Annotated in this window: 1 protein-coding gene; it reads left to right on the top strand. The window is 64.7% G+C overall.

All coding sequences use genetic code 11. From position 1 onward, the window contains the following. Positions 1-556: protein adenylyltransferase SelO family protein (locus AC1DS5_RS25445; protein WP_477721021.1), on the top strand; the 556-nt coding region annotated here is incomplete at both ends.

The following is a 556-nucleotide window of genomic DNA, read 5'->3' as shown; positions in this document are numbered from 1 at the left end:
GGCCTATGCCGGACATCAGTTCGGACATTTCGTGGCGCAGCTCGGCGATGGTCGCGCGATCCTGCTCGGCGAGGTCATTGACCGCGACGGTGTGCGCCGCGACATCCAGCTCAAGGGTTCCGGTCCGACGCCTTTCTCGCGCCGCGGCGATGGCCGTGCTGCGCTTGGTCCGGTGATCCGGGAATATATCGTCAGCGAAGCCATGGCGGCCCTGGGCATTCCCACAACGCGCTCCCTTGCTGCCGTCCTCACAGGCGAACGGGTTCAGCGTGAGACGATGCTGCCGGGTGCGGTGCTGACGCGCGTCGCCTCAAGCCACAGCCGCGTCGGCACCTTCCAGTTTTTTGCCGCGCGCGAGGATATCGCCGGAGTGAAACAACTCGCCGATCATGTGATCGCCCGGCACTATCCCGACGCAGCCGAAGCCGAACATCCGGTTCGCGCGCTGCTCGATGCGGTGATCCGCCGTCAGGCCGAACTTGTCGCACGCTGGCTACATGTCGGCTTCATCCATGGTGTGATGAACACCGACAACTGCTCGGTATCCGGCGAGACC

This window comes from Polaromonas sp. P4_H1, assembly GCF_056400945.1.
This window is presented reverse-complemented; position numbering and strand designations above follow the sequence as displayed.